The 15,828-nt window shown below is 68.4% G+C and carries 16 protein-coding genes; 6 read left to right on the top strand and 10 right to left on the bottom strand.

All coding sequences use genetic code 11. The annotated features are described in order from the left end of the window. The first annotated feature begins 99 nt into the window (after positions 1-99). Positions 100-2,079: an acetate--CoA ligase gene (gene acs / locus BLT27_RS08955; protein WP_089733030.1), complete on the top strand. Its 1,980-nt coding sequence runs from the start codon at positions 100-102 to the stop codon at positions 2,077-2,079. Here the strand turns inward: acs and BLT27_RS08950 are convergent. The 4 genes from BLT27_RS08950 to BLT27_RS08935 all read right to left on the bottom strand — a co-directional run bounded on the left by BLT27_RS08950 (position 2,076) and on the right by BLT27_RS08935 (position 5,418). Beyond that, positions 2,076-2,363, bottom strand: coding sequence for a DUF7520 family protein (locus BLT27_RS08950; protein WP_089733027.1), 288 nt, complete (start codon positions 2,361-2,363; stop codon positions 2,076-2,078). The genes acs and BLT27_RS08950 overlap by 4 nt on opposite strands. 186 nt (positions 2,364-2,549) lie before the next feature. Next, positions 2,550-4,382 (bottom strand): cbb3-type cytochrome c oxidase subunit I, encoded by a 1,833-nt coding sequence (locus BLT27_RS08945; RefSeq protein WP_089733025.1) that lies wholly within the window; start codon positions 4,380-4,382, stop codon positions 2,550-2,552. A gap of 136 nt (positions 4,383-4,518) precedes the next feature. Next, positions 4,519-4,908 (bottom strand): DUF6684 family protein, encoded by a 390-nt coding sequence (locus BLT27_RS20170; RefSeq protein WP_089733024.1) that lies wholly within the window; start codon positions 4,906-4,908, stop codon positions 4,519-4,521. Positions 4,909-5,001: 93 nt separating this feature from the next. Next, positions 5,002-5,418, bottom strand: coding sequence for a DUF7541 family protein (locus BLT27_RS08935; protein WP_089733022.1), 417 nt, complete (start codon positions 5,416-5,418; stop codon positions 5,002-5,004). A 151-nt stretch (positions 5,419-5,569) separates the two neighbouring features. Here BLT27_RS08935 and BLT27_RS08930 point away from each other — a divergent pair, with 151 nt between their 5' ends. Both BLT27_RS08930 and BLT27_RS08925 read left to right on the top strand, forming a co-directional pair. Beyond that, entirely contained in the window at positions 5,570-6,736 is a 1,167-nt protein-coding gene (locus BLT27_RS08930) for a thiolase domain-containing protein (protein WP_089733020.1), read from the top strand. After that, complete coding sequence (locus tag BLT27_RS08925) at positions 6,733-7,119, top strand: Zn-ribbon domain-containing OB-fold protein (RefSeq protein WP_089733018.1); 387 nt, start codon at positions 6,733-6,735, stop codon at positions 7,117-7,119. Before BLT27_RS08930 ends, BLT27_RS08925 begins: the two co-directional genes overlap by 4 nt. A gap of 6 nt (positions 7,120-7,125) precedes the next feature. Here BLT27_RS08925 and BLT27_RS08920 read toward each other — a convergent pair whose 3' ends face one another. Continuing rightward, positions 7,126-8,205, bottom strand: a complete 1,080-nt coding sequence (locus BLT27_RS08920; protein ID WP_089733016.1) for an alpha/beta fold hydrolase — start codon at positions 8,203-8,205, stop codon at positions 7,126-7,128. Between the two features lie 107 nt (positions 8,206-8,312). Here BLT27_RS08920 and BLT27_RS08915 point away from each other — a divergent pair, with 107 nt between their 5' ends. After that, positions 8,313-9,236, top strand: coding sequence for an ABC transporter ATP-binding protein (locus BLT27_RS08915; protein WP_089733013.1), 924 nt, complete (start codon positions 8,313-8,315; stop codon positions 9,234-9,236). A 124-nt stretch (positions 9,237-9,360) separates the two neighbouring features. Then, the gene (locus BLT27_RS08910) at positions 9,361-10,134 is read left to right on the top strand and encodes an ABC transporter permease (protein ID WP_089733012.1); all 774 of its coding nucleotides are present in this window, start codon (positions 9,361-9,363) and stop codon (positions 10,132-10,134) included. Here BLT27_RS08910 and nucS read toward each other — a convergent pair. The 4 genes from nucS to BLT27_RS08890 form a co-directional block, all read right to left on the bottom strand. Beyond that, positions 10,131-10,889: an endonuclease NucS gene (gene nucS, locus BLT27_RS08905; RefSeq protein ID WP_089733009.1), complete on the bottom strand. Its 759-nt coding sequence runs from the start codon at positions 10,887-10,889 to the stop codon at positions 10,131-10,133. The genes BLT27_RS08910 and nucS overlap by 4 nt on opposite strands. Positions 10,890-10,972: 83 nt before the next feature. Continuing rightward, positions 10,973-12,025, bottom strand: coding sequence for a PAS domain-containing sensor histidine kinase (locus BLT27_RS08900; RefSeq protein WP_089733007.1), 1,053 nt, complete (start codon positions 12,023-12,025; stop codon positions 10,973-10,975). Positions 12,026-12,071: 46 nt separating this feature from the next. Then, positions 12,072-12,872 carry an ABC transporter permease gene (locus BLT27_RS08895; RefSeq protein WP_245707690.1) on the bottom strand — a complete coding sequence of 267 codons (801 nt, stop codon included), beginning with the start codon at positions 12,870-12,872 and terminating at the stop codon, positions 12,072-12,074. Then, a complete protein-coding gene (locus BLT27_RS08890) occupies positions 12,869-13,894 on the bottom strand; it encodes an ABC transporter ATP-binding protein (RefSeq protein WP_089733004.1) in 1,026 nt (341 codons plus the stop codon). The genes BLT27_RS08895 and BLT27_RS08890 overlap by 4 nt, the downstream gene beginning before the upstream one ends. A 110-nt stretch (positions 13,895-14,004) precedes the next feature. Here BLT27_RS08890 and BLT27_RS08885 point away from each other — a divergent pair, with 110 nt between their 5' ends. Beyond that, positions 14,005-15,006 carry a DUF7351 domain-containing protein gene (locus tag BLT27_RS08885; protein WP_089733001.1) on the top strand — a complete coding sequence of 334 codons (1,002 nt, stop codon included), beginning with the start codon at positions 14,005-14,007 and terminating at the stop codon, positions 15,004-15,006. Between the two features lie 6 nt (positions 15,007-15,012). On the opposite strand, the gene BLT27_RS08880 is transcribed toward BLT27_RS08885, so the two are convergent. Then, positions 15,013-15,813, bottom strand: coding sequence for a CBS pair associated ParBc domain-containing protein (locus BLT27_RS08880; protein WP_089732999.1), 801 nt, complete (start codon positions 15,811-15,813; stop codon positions 15,013-15,015). Positions 15,814-15,828 lie beyond the last annotated feature (15 nt).

Here is a 15,828-nt window from a genome sequence, read left to right as displayed (position 1 = left end):
AGTAGCTGTCCATTTCCGACTCGTCTGCCAGACTGCTAACCGGCCACCGGCGTCGGGGGAACGCTTATCCCGGTTATCGCCGTCGGTCTACAACGAACTATGGCAGATGATACCGAGGACGGCGAGGTGGAACTGGAGGCCCGACTGGCAGAACAGGACACCTTCGAGCCCTCGGACGCGTTCGTCGAGCAGGCGAACGTGTCGGACGAGGGGATCTACGAGGAGTTCGAGGAGCCGGAGGCCTGGGAGCGGGCCGCGAACCTGCTCGACTGGGACGAGGAGTACGACCAGGTGCTCGACGACGGCGACGCCCCGTTCTACGAGTGGTTCACGGGCGGCGAGCTGAACGCCTCGTACAACTGCGTGGACCGCCACGTCGAGAACGGGCGGAAGAACCAGGCGGCAATCCGGTGGGAGGGCGAGCTCGGAGAGACACGCACCTACACGTACCTCGACCTCTACAACGAGGTGAACGAGTTCGCGGCGGCCCTGCGCGATATGGGCGTCGGCGAGGACGACGTGGTGACGCTGTACATGCCGATGGTGCCCGAACTCCCCATCGCGATGCTGGCGTGTGCCCGTATCGGCGCGCCGCACTCGGTCGTGTTCGCGGGGTTCTCGGCGGACGCGCTCGCGACGCGGATGAACGCGGCGGAGTCCGAGTACCTCGTGACCTGCGACGGCTACTACCGCCGCGGCGACGCGCTGAACCACAAGGAGAAGGCCGACGAGGGGCTGCGCGGCGTCGAGCACGACGTGGAGACGGTCGTCGTCGACCGCCTCGGCGACGAGCTGACGGTGTTCCTCGGCGACCACGCCCACGACTACGACGAACTGGTCGACGCCCACGCCGGCGAGCGGGTCGAGCCCGTCTCACGTGACGCCGAGGACATGCTGTTCCTGATGTACACCTCCGGCACGACCGGCGAGCCGAAGGGGGTGAAACACACCACCGGCGGCTACCTGAGCTACGTGTCGTGGACCAGCCACGCGGTGCTCGACATCGAGCCCGAGGACACGTACTGGTGTTCGGCGGACATCGGCTGGATCACCGGCCACTCCTACATCGTCTACGGCCCGCTCTCGCTGGGGACGACGACGCTCATGTACGAGGGCACGCCGGACTACCCGGAGCGCGACCGGGTCTGGGAGATGGTCGACCGCTACCAGGTCGACCAGTTCTACACCGCGCCGACGGCGATCCGTGCGTTCATGAAGTGGGGGAGTGAGTACCCCGCGGCGCACGACCTGTCGAGTCTGCGGCTGCTGGGCACGGTCGGCGAGCCGATCAACCCGCGCGCCTGGAAGTGGTACTACAAGCACATCGGCGACGAGGACTGTCCCGTCGTCGACACCTGGTGGCAGACCGAGACAGGCGGCATGATGGTGACGACGCTCCCCGGTGTCGGCGAGATGAAGCCCGGCTCGGCCGGCCCGCCACTCCCTGGTGTCTCCGCGGAGGTCGTCGACGTCTCCGGCGAACCGGTCGGCGCCGGCGAGGCGGGCTACCTCGTCGTCACCGACCCCTGGCCGGGGATGCTCCGCACGCTGTACGACAACGACGAGCGCTTCGTCTCCGAGTACTGGAGCGAGTACTCAGACCCGGACACCGACCGCTGGGTGTACTTCCCGGAGGACGGCGCGAAGATAGACGAGGACGGCTACATCACGGTGCTGGGGCGGGTCGACGACGTCCTCAACGTCTCCGGGCACCGGCTCGGGACGATGGAGATAGAGAGCGCCATCGTCGGCGTGCCCGGTGTGGCGGAGGCCGCCGTCGTCGGCGGGCACCACGACGTGAAGGGCGAGGCCGTCTACGCCTACGTCATCACCGAGGACGGCTCCGAGGGGGGCGAGGGGTTGCGGGCGGCGATCGTCGAGGGCGTCGAGGAGGCGATCGGTCCCATCGCCCGCCCCGAGGCCGTCGTCTTCACGCCCGAACTGCCGAAGACGCGCTCGGGCAAGATCATGCGCAGACTCCTGGAGGATATCGCGAACGGCGAGGCGCTCGGCGACACCTCCACCCTGCGGAATCCGGATATCGTCGACGACATCGCCTCGCGCGTCGAGGGCGACTAGCCCTCGTCGACCGACTCGTCGTCGAACCGCGAGACGAACCGGACCGCGAGGAGGAGGACGCCGAGGCTCACGCCGACCATCACGATGCCGTAGATGGCGAAGTTCAGCGGCGTCACCGCGAACTCGGCGCCCGCGAAGCTCGCCTGCTGGATGTCGCGCCCGGACTCGACGGGCAGCAGCACGCCGACGGATGCACCGAAGACACCTGCGAGTGCGACGACAGCCAGGTAGATGGCGACGACGATTCGTCTGCCCCGGAACCGGTCGCTGACGGTCTCTGTCACGTGCGAGACTGGGGGCTGGCCAACGATTAGCCTTTCCCTCTGTACGCCATAGGACGGGGTATGAGCGAGAAGGAACTGATCGGACTCGTCCTCGGCAGCATCGTCACGCTGATGTTCGTCACCGGCTTCGTGCTCGTCCTGAGCTAGCGCCGGCCGTCCGGAAGAATACGAAGGAGTATCGACCGCTCAGGCGTCCGTTTCTGCGTCCTCGGGCTCCCCGCCGTCGGTGAGCGCCGTGTCGAGACGGTCCTCGAACCAGTCCCACTCGCGGGAGTCGACGCCGTCCTCTTCGAGGTTCCACGGGTCGGGGCCGACGCGCGGTCCCTCCAGGTAGGACTGCACCATGTTCCAGAGCCAGATGATCTGGGCGACCAGCAGGATGAACGCCCCGACGGTCGCGAGGACGTGCAGCAGCTGGATGAAGTCGATGGGGCCGACCGTGATGAGGTTGTACGTCGCGTAGCGACGCGGCATGCCGGCGTAGCCCATCAGGATCATCGCGAAGAAGGTCAGGTTCGTCCCGACCATCGTGAGCCAGAAGTGGGCCTTGGCGAGCGTGACCTGGTACATCCGCCCGGTGACGAGCGGGAACCAGTAGTAGACGCCCGCGAAGACGGCGAACGCGATGGCGCCCATGATGACGTAGTGGAAGTGGCCGACGACGTAGTAGGTGTCGTGCAGGATGAGGTCGACGGGGATGGAGGCGAGGAAGACGCCCGTCACACCGCCGATGATGAAGTTCCCGACGAAGCCGATGCAGAACAGCATCGGGGTCGTCAGTCGGATCTTCCCGTTCCACATCGTCGTGATCCAGTTGAACGTCTTCACCGCACTCGGTATCGCGATGGCCAGTGAGACGGCCATGAACGAGGCGCGGATGCGCGGGTCGATGCCCGTCGAGAACATGTGGTGAGCCCACACGCCGAACGAGAGCACGCCGATGGCCAGCGTGGAGTAGACGACGAACTTGAAGCCGAACAGCTTCCGCCCGGAGAACCGCGGGAGGACGTAGCTGATGATTCCCATCGGGGGCAGGACGAGGATGTACACCTCGGGGTGGCCGAAGAACCAGAACAGGTGCTGGTAGAGGATCGTGCCACCGCCGTCGGTGGTGAAGAACGTCGTCGCGAAGTTACGGTCGAGCAGCAGCATGACCAGCGCGCTCCCGAGCAGCGGGAACGAGAACAGGATGAGCGCGGACTGCGTGAGGATGGTCCACGAGAAGATGTCGAGCTTGTCCCAGCCGACGTCGGGACCGCGCTCCGCGAAGATGGTCGCGATGAAGTTGATCGCACCCATCGTCGCCGAGACGCCGGTGAGATGCAGCCCGAGCAGCATCAGGTCGGTCCCGGCGTTGAGCTGGGAGATGGTCGACGCAGCCCCTCCCTGCGCGGTCTGGGCGGTGGACTGCGGCGGGTACATCGTCCAGGACGCCATCGACGGTGCGACGCTGTCGACGAACGGCGCGATGAAGAAGCCGGCCCAGATGAGCACCGCACCCGGCGGGAGCATCCAGAACGCGATGGCGTTGATGCGCGGGAACGCCATGTCGTCCGCGTCGATGAGCAGCGGGACGAGGTAGTTGGAGAAGGCGGCGAGGATGGGCGTCCCGAACAGGAACAGCATCGTGATGCCGTGGCTCGTGAGGAGGCCGTTGTAGAGGTTCTGCCCGTTGCTGACGCCCATGGAGGACGCGAGCGCCTGGGTCACGTCGATGCCGGGCGTGATGAGCTCCGCCCGCATGATGATGACGGCGATGCCGCCCCACGCGAACGCGAGTATGGCGTAGACGCCGTAGAGGATGCCGATGTCCTTGTGGTCGACGGTGGTGAGCCACCGGAATATCCCGGCCGGTTTCTCAGCGTGTCCGTACCCGCCCTCGCGACTGACGATGCCGGAGCCGGCACCAGCCAGCGGCGTGTACGTGCGCCAGTCCGCGGCCCGTGCCAGAAACAGCACGACCCCGAACAGGAACACCGCCATGAGGGCTGTCAGCACTATCTGTCCGCTAATATCCATGTGAGTCTCTGAGGATTACTCCCTAAAGAAAGGTTCGGGATGCTCGTCGGGTGTCGGTCTCTCGACGCAACCCGGCGTCGTGAGATGGCACTCTCGAATGGGGAGAGGGAGAAGACGCGAGCGGCGGTTGTGACGGCTACTCCTCGTCGTCTTCGGCAGCGGTCTCGTCAGCTGCGGTCTCGTCGCTCGTCGTCGAAGTCCCGACGGTTTCGGCCTCGTCGGACGCGGAGGCGTCGTCGACCTCGGTCTCCGGTTCGGCCGCTGCCTCGGCTGCCTCGCGGGCCTCCGTCTCGTTGGCGTCACCCTCGATGGCGACCGCGGAGAAGTACGTCAGAAGCGCCAGCAGCCCGAAGGGAACGAGGATGAGCCCGATCTGGAGCAGCGAGTACGTCGAGTCCCAGCCGAAGGGGCCGTACACCATCGGCAGGAACAGCACGAAGAAGAACGCCATGATGAACAGCGGGATCATGTTCACCGTCAGGTCGAGGAACGTGTCCTTGTCGAATATCGTCCGGTCTTGCTCCATCGTTGGGGGAGGCTTCGGACGGGCGACCAAATAGGTTGTCGTTTCCGGACCGGTCGAGCGTCGAACCGGGAGCTGCTGCTCCGTCGCGGTCGGTCAGCGGCCGGGCGTCGGCTGTATCTCCAGCCGGAGGCGGCCGTAGACCGAGAGCAGGAGGCCGAGGACGCCCGCGACGGCGATGGAGACCCCGCGGTACGCGACGCCGTTCGGGACCGCGATGAGGTCGCCGTTCTGCATGATGCCGCCGCCGTTGGCCGCGAACAGTGCGCCGCCGACCGCGACGAAGACGAGTGCGAGCCCGCCCAACGTGGGCCAGGGCTGGTCGACGTAGCCGGTCTCGGTGACGATGCCGGCGATGCCACCAACCAGGAGCAGGATGCCGAACACCGACAGCGGGAGGACGGCGAACAGCACGCCGACCTCGGAGATCGCCAGCCCGAACGCGATGAGCATCGGCCAGACGCTCGCCTTCGGGCGCGGCGGCGTCGCCGTCTCGCTGGACTCGTCTGCCATGGGCGTGCGTAAGGAATGGAGCTATAAACACGTCACGAACCCCGTTCGAGGCCGAGCGTTCGCGACCGTGTCGAGCCGACCGGGGTCGGTCGTGCGCGGGTTGACCCATTAACCACGACATATTAAACCGTGTGTCGACAATCACTGCCTGATGACCGACGTACGAATCGCCGGTGTTGGGCTGACCAAGTTCGGTGCGTCACCGGAACGGACCGGCCGGGACCTCTTCGCGGAGGCCGGGTTAGACGCGCTGGACGACGCCGGTGTCGATCAGGACGCGGTCGAGGCGTTGTTCTACGGGAACTTCATGGGGGAGCTCGCCGAGCATCAGGGCCACCAGGGGCCGCTCATGGCCGAGGCCGTCGGTGTCGACGCCCCGGCAACCCGATACGAGGCGGCGTGTGCCTCCTCGGGGGTGGCAGTGGCCGAGGCGGTGAAGAACATCCGCAACGGCGAGCGGGACGTGGTGCTCGTCGGCGGCGCCGAGCGGATGACCAACCTCGGGACTGCGGGCGCGACGGAGGCGCTCGCCATCGCGGCCGACGACCTCTGGGAGGTCAAGGCCGGGATGACGTTCCCCGGCGCGTACGCACTGATGGCGAACGCGTACTTCAGCGAGTACGGTGGCGACCAGGAGGACCTCGCCGCCATCGCGGTGAAGAACCACGAGAACGCCGTCCCGAACGAGAAGGCACAGTACCAGCGGGAGATATCGATCGCCGACGTCGTCGAGGCTCCGATGGTCGCGGAACCGCTCGGGCTGTACGACTCCTGTCCCATCTCGGACGGGGCGAGTGCGCTCGTGCTCACGTCCGAGGCCTTCGCCGAGGAGCACGACCTCGACGCGCCGGTCTCCATCACCGGGACCGGGCAGGGCGGTGACCTGATGGCGCTGCACGACCGCGACTACCTGGCTCGCTCGCCCGCGGCGGACGAGGCAGCGGCGGCGGCGTACGCGGACGCCGGTGTCTCGGCGGCCGACGTGGACGTCGCGGAGGTGCACGACTGCTTCACCATCGCGGAGGTGCTCGCCATGGAGTCGCTCGGCCTGTTCGAGGTCGGCGAGGGCATCTCGGCGGCGAGCGAGGGGAAGACGACGCGGGAGGGCGAGCTCCCCGTGAACCTCTCGGGCGGCCTGAAGGCGAAGGGCCACCCGGTCGGCGCGACCGGCGCGTCACAGCTCGCGGAGATGACCTCGCTGCTCCGGGGTGACCACCCCAACAGCGAGTACGTCGAGGGAGCGACGACCGGCGTCACCCACAACGCTGGTGGCACGGTCGCGAGTGCCGTGGTCCACGTGCTGGAGGTCGAACAATGAGCGACGACGAGACCTACGACGCAGGCTACGACGACTGGCTCGACGCCGTCGAGGAGGGCGAGGCGTACTACCTCGAAGGCCCCGAGGGCGACGGCTGGCTGCCGCCGCGGCGGGTCGACCCCGCCACGGGCTCGCGACAGCTGACCGAGAAGCGGCTGCCGGAGACGGGCGAGGTGGAGACGTTCACCGTCGTCCACGTACCGACGCCGGCGTTCGAGCAGGACGCACCGTTCGCCACGGCCATCGCGCGGTTCGGCCCGGCGCGGATCACCGGTATCGTCGAGGCCGACCCGTCCGACGTCGAGGTCGGGATGGCGGTCACCGTCGGCGTGATGGAGACGGAGACGACCGGCGACCGCGCGGTCGTCTTCAGGCCGCAGTAAGGGAGCTCAGTTCTCCGAGCCGGTGTCCTCGACGTCGATCTCGACGGTGTCGGCGTCGTGTTCGGACTCGACGGCGACGTCGGGGTCCGGTTCGTGCCCCTCGGCGCGCTCGCGTTCGAGGCTCTTGCGGCGTTCCTCCGCGAACACCCCGCTGCTTATCTCGGGCAGGTCGTCCTCGATGGCCTCGACGAACTTGTCGGGGTGTTCGTCGTGGGGGAGCAGTCGCGCGTAGTCGATGACGACCAGCCGTGCCCCGGTCGCGTCGGCCAGCTGTCGGCCCTCCGCGAGCGGCGTGATGTCGGTCTCGCGGCCCCAGACCAGCGTCACGGGGACGTCCAGCTCGGCCAGCGTGGACTCCAGGTCGGCCGAGGGGTCGAGGTAGCCGCTGATGAACGAGGCCGGCGCGAAGCGAGCACCCTCCTGGTGGGTGGTCTGCCACTGGTAGGACTGCTTCGAGCGGCTGTAGCCGGTCATGTCGTAGTAGCCGTGGTCGGCGCTGAAGTACTCGAGCGACGGGTTCGAGGCGATGCCGTTGAAGATGGTCTCGCCGAGGAGGGGCGACCGGACGGCCCGCTTGAGCAGGGGCTTCTTCCCGCCGGGCATCGAGGAGTCGGTCGGACAGACGAGCACGAGCCGCGAGACGTCGGTCCGGCTGGCGGCGGTGGCGGCGTACGCCCCCGACAGCGACGAGGCGAGTATCTCGGGCTCGTCGGTGACGTCCGCGACGAAGTCCGTCACGAAGTCCTCGTAGAGCTCGGCGGTGTAGTCGATGGGCGGTCGGTCGGAGCGGCCGAAGCCGGGGAGGTCCACGGCGACGACGTGGTAGGCCTTCGAGAGCGGCTCGAAGATCTCGTGCCACTCCTGGCTGGAGCCGGCGGCGTTGACGCCGTGGACGAACAGCAGGTCGGGGGCTTCGGGGTCGCCCGCCTCCGTGTACGCCACGTCCATCCCGCGCCAGCGGTACGTTCGCTGTTCGCCCTCGAGTGCGGGTGCCAGCGGCTCGGCGCGTCGCGACAGTAGCTCGTTCGTCGCTGCCACGGCACCGACCGCGATGCCTGCCGACGCGAGCGCCCTCTTGAGGTTCATACCTGAACTTCGGTGCGCTGTAACTTAATCTTGCCGACAGTTGGAATTTTCCGATGCCAGCACCGGAAGTCGGAGGGCCTTACCCGATGGCACCCGAACGAGGGGACATGACGGTACTCGCCACCGACGGTGTCCGGAAGACGTACGGTGAGACGACCGCGCTCGACGGCGTCTCGCTGTCGGTCGAGGCGGGCGAGGTGTTCGCGCTCATCGGCCCGAACGGCGCCGGGAAGACGACGCTCGTCCGCTCGCTGACCGGGACGGTCGACCCCGACGGGGGGACTGTCGAACTGCTCGGGACGGCACCGCGCGAGGCCGACGAGGACAGGCTGGGCGTGCTACCCCAGTCGTTCTCGCCGCCCGGCCGGCTCACCGCGCGGGAGGTCGTCGCGTACTACGCCGGGCTGTACGAGGACGCCCGTGACGTGGACGCGGTACTGGCTGAGGTCGGCGTCAGCGACGCCGCGGACACCTGGTACGAGAACTGCTCGGGCGGCCAGCAGCGACGGGTCTGTCTCGGGGCCACCTTGGTCAACGACCCCGACGTGCTCTTCCTCGACGAGCCGACGACAGGCATCGACCCCGCCGGACGGCGCACGCTCTGGGACCGCATCGAGGCGTTGGCAGCGGGCGGGACGACGGTGTTCCTCACGACCCACGACATGAACGAGGCCGAGCGCCTCGCCGACCGGGTCGGCCTGCTCGCGGACGGCGATCTCGTCGCCGTCGGGAGCCCGGGGGAGCTCGTCCGCGAGCACGGCGGCGACAGACGGCTCACCGTCACGGTCGACGGCGACCCGACCGCCGCGGCGGATGCCCTCGGACGCGAGGCGATGACCGACGGCGACCGCGTCGTCGCACGGGGCGTTGAACCGGCCGCCATCGGCGACATCGTCGACGCGCTCGACCGCGCCGGCGTCGAGTACACCGAGCTGTCCTGGGCCGAACCGTCGCTGGAGGACGTCTACCTGGCACTCGCGGGAGAACGGTTCGAGCCGAGAGCCGGGCGGCCGGTCGCGGGGGACGACTGAGTGCGGACGCGGGAGCCACCGCGACCGGTGAGAGTCGACCGCCTCGCGTGAGAGAAGGACACGGCTCCTGCTCGGCCGCGCCGAAACCGGTGGGCCTTAGCGCCCCCGGACCCCAGGCTCGCGCATGACGACGACGAGACGCGTCCAGTCGGAGTTCGTCGCGGCCTGGCACTCCTTCCTCCGTCGGCGAGTCGCGGTCTTCTTCACGTTCTTCTTCCCGGTCCTGCTCGTCGGTATCTTCGGCGCGCTGGTCCAGACCAACCCCGCCGGCGGCGGGCTGTTCGCGGAGGACCCCGCGTACTACGTCCCCGGCTACCTGGCGACCGTGGTGCTCCAGACGCCGCTCTCCCGGATGGGCTCGGAGGTCGCCCGGCACCGCGAGGGCAGCCGGTTCGAGAAGCTGGCGACGACGCCGCTCTCGCGGGCCGAGTGGCTGCTCGCCCACACGCTGGTCAACACGGTCATCATCGCCATCGCGGGCTTCGCGCTGCTCGTGCTGACGGTCGGACTGACGGGTGCGAGCATCACGTTCTCGCCGCTGCTCCTGCTGTACGTCCCCGTCGGGGTCGTCTGCTTCTGCGGCGTCGGTGCGCTGCTCGGTGCCCTCGCCGACTCCCAGGACGGCGCTATCACGGCCGCCAACGCCATCGGGCTCCCCCTGCTCTTCCTCTCCGAGACGTTCGTCCCGCCGTCGATGCTCCCCGACTGGTTCCACCCGCTCGTCGCGCTCTCGCCGCTGACGTACTTCGCGCACGGCCTCCGGCAGGCCATCTGGACCGGCACAGACGCGGGCACGGTGTTGCTGGGGCTGAACGCCGTCGAGTCGCTGGCGGTGCTCGCCGTGCTCGGCGTGGCCTTCTTCGCCCTCGGTGCACGGGCGATTCCGGTGACGGACTAGAGGAAATCCGAGAGGGTCTTCTCGCTCGACTCGCGCGTCTCGACCGCGAACTCCGACAGTTCGACGAACTCCAGGCCGTCGTCGCGCAGGGCGCGTTGCACCCGGTCGCTCGCCGACGGCGCGACGAGGATCCCCCTGACATCGGGGTTCGATTCCCTGTAGAGTCCCATGTACCGCTTCAGCTGGTCGACGTTGTTCAGCGTCGCCTGTCGGCGCTTGACCTCGACGACCACCGGCCGGCCCTCGGCGTCCTTCCCGAAGAAGTCGATGTAGCCGTAGACGCTCTCGCGCTCGTGCTCCACCACGCGGAAGCCGTCCTCGATGGCCGTCTCGGGGTTCTGCTCGATGTACTCGTGCATCTCCGCCTCGGTCCCGCGCTCCTGGTACGTGGCGGTGTCGTCCGCGTCGAACCGAGTCAGCAGGTGCGGCTCGTGGAGGTACACCCGCAGGTACTCGTTCGGGTTGGACCGGCGAGCGTACAGCAGCGCCGACCCGCCGTCCTCCTCGACCTTGATGGTCGCGCCGCCTGGCATCCAGTTCACCGGCTGGTGGCCCGAGGGCCGGTGGACCAGGAGGGTGCCATCGGGTTTGGCGACGACCAGCCGGTCGCCGGGCCCGAGGTAGCCGCCGCTTCGCCCGTCGTACTCCACCTCGCACGCCGCGAGGCAGGTGACTATCGCCCCGTCGAGCTGGCCCTCGCGGACCACGCGCTCGATCGTCTCCGGCGCCGGGTTCTCGTGCGTTTCCGTCGGCACTGCGGTTCGATACCGAGGTGGTCGTCAAAAGTCGGTCGGTTGGGCGTCGATTCGGGTCGCCCCGACGCCCCCGAGCCGCTCGGCTACTCCGCGGTCGCCAGCGGCAAGGTGACGACGAAGACCGCGCCGCGGGGCTCGTTGTCCTCGATAGCGACGGTGCCCCCGAAGCCGGTGACGAGGCTGTCGACGAGGAACAGCCCGATACCTGCGCCGGGGCTGTCGATGCCCTGTTCGCCACGCCCGAAGACGACCGTCTTCTGCGAGTCGGGGATGCCGGGACCGTCGTCGGCCACGCGGACGACCGCGGCCTCCTCCTCGACCGTGACGTCTACCGTGACGGTCGGGTGGTCGCCGTCGTGGTGGATGACGGCGTTGCTGAACAGGTTGTCGAACACCGAGGAGAGCATCTCGTTGCCGACGACCTCGACGGGCGGCAGCTCGCCGGTCAGCTCGAACGTCGCCGTCTCGAACTTCTTGCGGTTCTTGGCGAGTTGCTCGGAGAGCACGTCGGCGAGGGGCGTCGGCCGGGTCGGGAACGTCTCGCCGCGGGTGATCGCCTCGGCGAGGTCCCGGACTTCCCTCGTGAGCCCGACCGTGTGCTCGACGGCGTCGACGATGTTCTCGAACGGTTTGCGACCCTCCGGAGCGACGTGTGGGTCCAGCTCTTCGGCCCAGCCGAGGACGACGTTCATGTCGTTCCTGATGTCGTGGCGGAGCACCCGGTTGAGCACGTCCAGCTCCTCGGAGAGCTCGCTGAGACGCCGCTCGCGCTCCTTCTGCTCGGTGAGGTTCCGGACGAGGACGACCGTCTTGTTGTCGTAGCGGACGAAACGCCCGTCGACCGGGACCGACTCCTCGTCGGTCTCGAGGGTGAAGGTGAGCCGCTCGGCCTCCGAGTCCCCGCCCTCGATACGGTCGAAGGCGGCGGTGAGTCGCTCGCGGTCGGCGGGCGCGACGTACCGGGTCTGGAACTCCTCGAGCTGCCAGCCGACCAGTTCCTCGCGGGGGAGTCCGCTCACCTCCCCGACGCGTGCGTTGGCGTCGATGAGGACCCTGTCGTCGTCGAAGACGTAGAGCGCGTCCTGGAGGGCGTCGTAGAGCCCGTCGAGGACGGCGTGCTCGGTCCGGTCGGTCATACCCCTCGTACGTCGCTCCCGGTGTAAGAAGTGTCGGCCAGCGGTGTCAGTAGTGGCCCATCACGCCTGCGCGGCGGGCCCACCGCTGGCAGTAGGTGAACGCGGCGTAGCCGAGCCCGAGGTAGAGCACCGCGGTGAGGACGAGCACGCCGAGCTCGTTCGCGGGCAGCTCCCAGAGCGCCGTCCCGTCCTCCATCGCGCGCCGGAGGAGGTAGCTGCCCTGGGCCAGCGGGAGCCACCCCAGCAGGGGGTACTCCCCGACGGGGGCGGAGATGAGCCCGATGAACAGGAACTGCACGAGCTGGAACGCGTTCTCGATGCGCTTGAACCGGATGGCCAGCCCGCCGAAGACGAAGCCGACGCCGACGGCGGGCATGATGGCCAGCAGGCCGAGCGGGACCACCGTCAGCGGGTCGAGCGCGAGCGACTGGCCCGTGACCGCGAGCATGAACACCAGCGTCGCCGCGCCCCAGAGGAACGACTCGGCGAGGTTGACGACGGTCCTCCCGAGCATCACCCGGCCGAACCCGAACGGCGACATGAACAGCTGTTCGAGGGTGCCCCACTGCGCCTCGCGGGTCACGTTCCACGCGAGGCCGGAGTAGGCGGAGATGGACATGCTCCACAGGAGGTAGCCGACGACGAGCCCGCCGATGGTGTCCTCCATCGCCGCCGGCGCGAGGGCCTGTCCGCCGAAGAACAGCACGAGGAACACGAGGAAGATGGTTCCGAGCTGCGAGAGGGTGTTGACGGGGTAGCGCCACAGCAGGACGAGCTGCTTGCGGGCCGACTGCCGGAGGAAGCCGAGGTAGCCCCGCACGCCGGTGTCGACGGCCGCGGTGCTCACGCGTCCTCACCCCCCTCGGCTCGCCCGGTGACTTCGAGGAAGACCTCCTCCAGGTCCGGGTCGTGACCGTCGATGTCGGCGAGGCTCAGGCCCGCGTCGCGGAGCACGTCGAGCACGTCGTACAGCGCGTCGCCGTCCGCGAGCGTCACGTCGAACTGGGTGCGGTCGCCGGTCTCGGTCCACTCGCCGGCGTCGAACTCGACGTCGAGCAGTTCCCGCGTGGCACCGTCGACGGGTCCCTCGACGGTGATGCGGTAGGCCTGTGTCTCGAAGACACCGACGAGTTCGTCGACCGGGTCGTCGGCGATGACCGACCCCTCGGAGAGGATGACGACACGGTCGCAGATGTCCTCGACGACGTCCATGTCGTGGCTCGAGAGCACGATGGTGATGTCCTCCTCTTCGGCGAGGCGGCGGAGCTCTCGCCGGAGTTCGAGCGACGCCTCCACGTCGAGGCCGAGCGTCGGCTCGTCGAGGAAGACCACGTCGGTCCCGCGGGCGAGGGTGCAGGCCAGCGACACCTTCTGCTTCTGTCCCCGGGAGAGGTCGTTCACCGGCTCGTCGGCCTTCCCGGCGAGGTCGAAGGCGTCGAGCAGCCGGTCGTGTCGGTCCCTGGCCGCCGCGACCGACTGGCCGCCGAGGGCCGCGAAGAACTCGAGGTTCTCCCTGACGCTGAGCTTCCAGTAGACGTTCCGTGCCCCCTCGAGCATCGCCCCGACGTGGCGGTACACCGCGCGGGGCTGCTCGTGAGCGTCGATGCCGGCTATCTCGACCGTCCCGTCGTCGGGGAGGACCAACCCCAGGAGCGACTTGATCGTCGTCGTCTTCCCCGCACCGTTCGGGCCGAGGACGCCGACGGTCGTCCCCCGCTCGATGCTCAGGTCGACGTCGTCGACCGCACGCACAGCGTCCTGTCCCTCGCCGTAGACCTTCGTGAGCCCCTCGACCGAGATGGCGGGCACTTCCGCGGCCGCGTCGGCCGCCCCGTCCCGTTCTCGTTCGAGCGACGCGTTCGCACTCATGCTTTCCCGTTGTGTGACCCCACCATTAACGGTTTTCAGAACGGCTCTTCTGTATAGAACTTTATACTTTGGTCGAAACCCTTTCTACCCCCCGACACGGGGCCCGAACCATGGGAGATGGAGAGCGAACGGGAGACGGGTCGTCCGACGAATCCGTCCCACCGGACGAGCCGGTGCCGCCCGCCGACGCCTTCGAGGTCCTCGGCCACGAGATCCGCCTCGCGACCATCGAGGCACTCGCCGAGGAGCGTCGCGAGTCGTGGATTCCACGCGGGCTTCGCTTCTCGGAGCTCCGGAGCGCCGTCGGCGTCCGCGACACCGGGAAGTTCAACTACCACCTCGACAAGCTCCGGGGCTCCTTCGTGAACCAGTTCGGCGAGGAGTACGTGCTGACCAACGCCGGGTTCGAACTCGCGGGGGCGCTCCGGGCCGGAACGTTCGACCAGACGGACACGCGTGTCGAGCGCCGGACGGCACTCGACCGGACCTGCCCCATCTGCGAGGCGACACTCGAGGCGGTGTACGAGCACGGCTACCTTCGGGTACTCTGTCCCGAGCACGACCGGATTCTGACGACCACCCTCCCGCCAGCGGCGGTCCGCGGCCGGGAGATGGCGACGGTCGTCGACCTCGCGAACGCGCGGACGCGAGACCAGGTCGAACGCGTCCGTGCCGGGGGCTGTCCCCACTGCTGGGGGCGGAGCACGGTACGCGCGCCGGCGGAGCCGAGCGAAGCCTACCTCCGCGCGCTCTCGGCCCGGGGCGAAGGTGAGCCCGAGGACTGTGACGTCGAGTACGACTCCGAGGACGACGCCGTGCTCGCGGAATGTGCCTGTGAGGACTGCGGGATGACCTTCTGGCTCCCGGTGTCGGTCTGTGTGGCCCACCACCCCGCCGTCGTCGCCTACTACCACGACAACGGCGTCGAGATGGACGGCGACTACCTCGACATGGAGCACGCGACCGGCTCGAACGGCACGGTCGTCTCGGAGGCCCCGGTACGCATCGAGGTCGAAGTACTGGTCGGGGACGCCGACGAGGCGCTCGTCCTCACGCTCGACGAGGAGACGACCGTCGTCGGAACCGAGACCGCCCCGGCCGGCTCGCGGTAGCGCTGCTCACTGGAGCCGCTTCGTCGTCTCCACCAGCGGGTGCCGTGCGTAGTCCACGACCTGGACGTCCTCCAGCGAACGCAACCCCCCCTTGCGTGCGGTCTCGGCCATCCCGAGCTCCAGGGACTCGTCGACGACGATGATGTAGGCGTCCATCTCGGTCATGTCGAGTTGGTCGGCGGCCATCACGCGGTGGTGTCCGTCCGCCAGCAGCAGCGTCCCCGCGTTGTTGATGACGACCAGCGGCTCCGCGAGCCCGCGTTCCAGCTCGTATCGCCGGCCCTCCAGCTCGTCCGCGTACACCTTCTCCTGGGTGGGGATGAGCCGGTCGAGCTCGACCTGCCGGCGCTCCTGCTCCAGCTCCACGCCGTGGATGTTCTCGAGCGTGCGCCGGAGTTTCCCGACCTTCTCGGGCGTCGCGCGCTCGATCTGGCTGCGGATGACGTCGGCGTTCGAGATGATGCCGACGAGGTTGCCCGCGTCGTCCACCACCGGCAGCTTCTGGATGCCCGACCGGAGGATGACCCGGGCGGCGTCGGTCACCTTCATCTCCGGGTGGGCGACGATGAGGTCCGTCGTCATCACCTTGAATATCGGTTCTTTGTCGCCGGACAGCAGCAGGTCGCGGGCGCTCACGAACCCCTCGACTCGACGGCGGTCACACACCGGGAATCCGCTGTGCTCGTCGCTCTCGTCGATGCGCTCTGCGACCTCGCGTACGGTCGCGTCCGGCGACACCGTCACCACGTCCTGGGTCATGTAGTCCCGGACGCGGGGTTTCCCGTGGTCGCTCGGCTCCTCGTCCATAGCGGTCGGTTGCCC

It is taken from the genome of Haloarchaeobius iranensis (genome assembly GCF_900103505.1).
GTDB lineage: Archaea > Halobacteriota > Halobacteria > Halobacteriales > Natrialbaceae > Haloarchaeobius > Haloarchaeobius iranensis.
This window is presented reverse-complemented; position numbering and strand designations above follow the sequence as displayed.

Coding starts and splice junctions, on each gene's coding strand:
- BLT27_RS08945 (WP_089733025.1), bottom strand. CDS start 4,382: ATGGATATTAGCGGACAGATAGTGCTGACAGCCCTCATGGCGGTGTTC.
- BLT27_RS08935 (WP_089733022.1), bottom strand. CDS start 5,418: ATGGCAGACGAGTCCAGCGAGACGGCGACGCCGCCGCGCCCGAAGGCG.
- acs (WP_089733030.1), top strand. CDS start 100: ATGGCAGATGATACCGAGGACGGCGAGGTGGAACTGGAGGCCCGACTG.
- BLT27_RS08930 (WP_089733020.1), top strand. CDS start 5,570: ATGACCGACGTACGAATCGCCGGTGTTGGGCTGACCAAGTTCGGTGCG.
- BLT27_RS08900 (WP_089733007.1), bottom strand. CDS start 12,025: ATGACCGACCGGACCGAGCACGCCGTCCTCGACGGGCTCTACGACGCC.
- BLT27_RS08910 (WP_089733012.1), top strand. CDS start 9,361: ATGACGACGACGAGACGCGTCCAGTCGGAGTTCGTCGCGGCCTGGCAC.
- BLT27_RS08915 (WP_089733013.1), top strand. CDS start 8,313: ATGACGGTACTCGCCACCGACGGTGTCCGGAAGACGTACGGTGAGACG.
- BLT27_RS08885 (WP_089733001.1), top strand. CDS start 14,005: ATGGGAGATGGAGAGCGAACGGGAGACGGGTCGTCCGACGAATCCGTC.
- BLT27_RS08890 (WP_089733004.1), bottom strand. CDS start 13,894: ATGAGTGCGAACGCGTCGCTCGAACGAGAACGGGACGGGGCGGCCGAC.
- BLT27_RS08920 (WP_089733016.1), bottom strand. CDS start 8,205: ATGAACCTCAAGAGGGCGCTCGCGTCGGCAGGCATCGCGGTCGGTGCC.
- BLT27_RS08925 (WP_089733018.1), top strand. CDS start 6,733: ATGAGCGACGACGAGACCTACGACGCAGGCTACGACGACTGGCTCGAC.
- BLT27_RS08880 (WP_089732999.1), bottom strand. CDS start 15,813: ATGGACGAGGAGCCGAGCGACCACGGGAAACCCCGCGTCCGGGACTAC.
- BLT27_RS20170 (WP_089733024.1), bottom strand. CDS start 4,908: ATGGAGCAAGACCGGACGATATTCGACAAGGACACGTTCCTCGACCTG.